The 3,038-nt window shown below is 29.3% G+C and carries 3 protein-coding genes; all 3 read left to right on the top strand.

Translation table 11 applies throughout. The features are described 5' to 3' along the window. Positions 1–196 precede the first annotated feature (196 nt). From E6A48_RS02620 to dapB, 3 genes are read left to right on the top strand one after another with little or no spacing between them, the layout of a single operon-like run. Positions 197–1,390: a M20 metallopeptidase family protein gene (locus E6A48_RS02620; RefSeq protein WP_219708424.1), complete on the top strand. Its 1,194-nt coding sequence runs from the start codon at positions 197–199 to the stop codon at positions 1,388–1,390. Between the two features lie 21 nt (positions 1,391–1,411). Then, positions 1,412–2,293 (top strand): 4-hydroxy-tetrahydrodipicolinate synthase, encoded by an 882-nt coding sequence (gene dapA, locus E6A48_RS02615; protein ID WP_157143910.1) that lies wholly within the window; start codon positions 1,412–1,414, stop codon positions 2,291–2,293. Next, positions 2,290–2,994: a 4-hydroxy-tetrahydrodipicolinate reductase gene (gene dapB / locus E6A48_RS02610; protein ID WP_219708422.1), complete on the top strand. Its 705-nt coding sequence runs from the start codon at positions 2,290–2,292 to the stop codon at positions 2,992–2,994. Before dapA ends, dapB begins: the two co-directional genes overlap by 4 nt. The last annotated feature ends 44 nt before the right edge of the window (positions 2,995–3,038 follow it).

The raw sequence follows: 3,038 nt of genomic DNA, 5'->3' as shown, positions 1-3,038 counted from the left end.
GCTTAATTAATTTAACTTCAAATATTCATTTTCAACTTTCTAAATTCTATAAGTCTTTCAAACGTAAGTAATTCTAAATATACATATTTCCTAATAAAAAAATTATAAAAATATTATTAAAAAAATTAACTTAATACTATATTTAAAAGTTAACATATTATATTATTAATTTATAGTATTATAAGGTTATGAGTGTATGCAAAAAAATAAATATTTAATATTAGATGATAAACTTAATTCTATCGAGAAATATTTAATAGATTTAAGGCGAGACTTGCACAAACACCCAGAATTAGGATTTGAAGAGTTTTATACATCTAAAAAAATTTCTTCTATATTAAAAAGTTTAAATGTAAAACATAAAGTAAAAGTAGCAGAAACAGGAATAGTAGCAGATATAGAAGGAGAAGATAAAAGTTTTACGGTGGCATTTAGAGCAGATATGGATGCTTTGCCTATGGAAGACTTAAAAAAATGTGAATACTCTTCAATAAATAAAGGCAAATGTCATTCTTGCGGACATGATGTTCACACTACAATATTAACAGGCATAGCAAAATATTTTTCTGAAATAAAGCCTCCATGCAATATAAGGCTAATATATCAGCCCGCAGAAGAAACTACAGGCGGTGCTTTGCCAATGATTAAAAAGAATGCATTAAAAAATGTTAATGTAATATATGGTCTTCATGTTAATCCAGAATTAAAAGTAGGAAGTATTGGAGTGAAATATGGGGCAATGTATGCTAGTTCAAATATGTTTGATGTAAAAGTATATGGAAAATCTGCACATGGTGCAAAATCATACAATGGAATAGACAGCATATTAATAGCTAGTCATATACTAACTCAAATGCATAGCTATACTTCATCATTTACAGACGGAAGTATGAGGCTTCATGTTGGTTTGATGAATGGAGGAAGTGCAAGAAATATTGTTGCCGACTCTGCAAAAATGGAAGGCATTATAAGGATGCTTTGCGATGATAAAAAAAGAAAAAAGAGATTATCGGCAATAGAAAAAATTGTTAAAAACACTGCATCTAGTTTTAATGCTAAAGCAGAGTTTATAAATATGCCTTCGTATCCTGCTTTGATTAATCATAGCAATGCTGTAGATATACTAAGAGAATCTGCTAACAATATAAAATTAAATATTGTAGAAGAAAATGCTAATATGACAACAGAAGATTTTAGCTATTATCTTCAAAACATAAGCGGTGCTTTTTTTAGCTTGGGAGTTGCAAACAAAAAAATAAACTACCCTATTCATAATAGCATGTTTGATATAGATGAAAGGGCTATTAATATAGGGGTTAAAATGCAAATAGCTAATGTTTATGAAAGTTATTTAAAAAAAGATTTATTTAAAAAAATAAAAAACAATTAATAAATAAAAAAGGAGAAAATTATGTCATTATTCGAAGGAGCTGGTGTAGCTTTAATAACACCATTTACAAAAGATGGAGAGATTAATTATAAAAAACTTGCTGAACTTATAGAATATCAAATAGCAAATAAAACAGATGCCATAATAGCAGCAGGAACAACAGCAGAAAGTGCCACACTTACAAGGGAAGAGAGAATAGAAGTAATAAAATTCTGTATAGAGGTTACAAATAAAAGAACAATGCTCATAGCAGGTACAGGAACAAATGTCACCAAAACAGCAGTAGAACTTACACAAAAATCATGCGAATATGGTGCAGATGCTATAATGGCAGTAACTCCATATTATAACAAAGGTAATGAAAGCGGACTCATTGACTACTACACACAAATAGCAAATGCATCAAAAGTACCTGTTATAATGTATAATGTACCTTCAAGAACAGGCGTAAAACTCCCGCTTAATGTTATTAAAAAATTATCTGAAATATCTAACATAGTAGCAATTAAAGAAGCTAGCGGAGATATGAGCTATACTGCAGATATCGCTAATATTGCTCCGAAATTAGACTTATATTCTGGAAACGATGATATGGTTACTCCTATACTTGCCTTAGGAGGTAAAGGAGTTATATCTGTTACAAGCAATATTATACCTAAAGAAAATCATGATATGGTAATGAACTTCCTTAATGGTAAAGTAGAAGAATCTATAAAAGCACAAGTACATTATATAGATTTAGTAAGGGCTATGTTTATAGAGGTTAATCCTGTGCCTGTAAAAGAAGCTATGAATATAATGGGATTTGATGTTGGACCTTGCCGTTCACCTCTTGGACCTTTAAGTGAAAAAAATAGAGAGCATGTAGCTCAAATAATAAACAAATATGGGATTAAAAAATGAATACAACTAAAATAATAATACATGGTATTGGAACAATGGGAACTATATTAAAAAATATAGTAGAAAAAGATGATAGTTTAGAGTTAGCTGGTTTTGCTGATAATCTTACTAATGAAAAAGGTGATGTAATAGTAGACTTTTCTCATTTTTCATTAATTGAAGATATGCTTAATTATGGAGTAAAAAATAATATACCTATTGTAATATGCACTACAGGTTATGATGATAAAATATTAGAAAAAATAAATGAGGCATCAAAAAAGATTCCTATAGTGCTTGCTTCAAATACTTCAATAGGTGTTACACTTATGAATGAGATAGTTTCAAAAGTTGCAAGTGTATTGAATGATTTTGATATAGAGATAGTAGAAACTCATCATAATAAAAAGATAGATTCTCCAAGCGGTACAGCTAAAACTTTATATAACACTATTAATAATACTTTAAATAATGAAATGCATTTAGTTAATGGCAGAAACGGTACGCACAAAAGAGAAAAGAAAGAAATAGGTATGCATTCATTGAGAGGCGGAAGCGTGGTTGGAGAGCATAGTGTTATATTTTATGGAGATGATGAGGCTATTGAGATTACTCATAAGGCTATGTCAAAAAAGATATTTGCTCATGGCTCTATTAAAGCTGCTAAATTCCTCGTTGGTAAATCTCCAAAACTCTACAACATGAAAGAGGTATTATCTTAATTTTTAATAATAAAGTTATGGGCATTATAATAGAACTTATATTA

Source organism: Brachyspira pilosicoli (genome assembly GCF_019402445.1).
In the GTDB taxonomy this organism is placed as follows: Bacteria; Spirochaetota; Brachyspiria; order Brachyspirales; family Brachyspiraceae; genus Brachyspira; species Brachyspira pilosicoli_B.
This window is presented reverse-complemented; position numbering and strand designations above follow the sequence as displayed.

Excerpts from the sequence above, each read along its gene's own strand:
- dapA (WP_157143910.1), top strand. The coding sequence starts at position 1,412 with ATGTCATTATTCGAAGGAGCTGGTGTAGCTTTAATAACACCATTTACA.
- dapB (WP_219708422.1), top strand. The coding sequence starts at position 2,290 with ATGAATACAACTAAAATAATAATACATGGTATTGGAACAATGGGAACT.
- E6A48_RS02620 (WP_219708424.1), top strand. The coding sequence starts at position 197 with ATGCAAAAAAATAAATATTTAATATTAGATGATAAACTTAATTCTATC.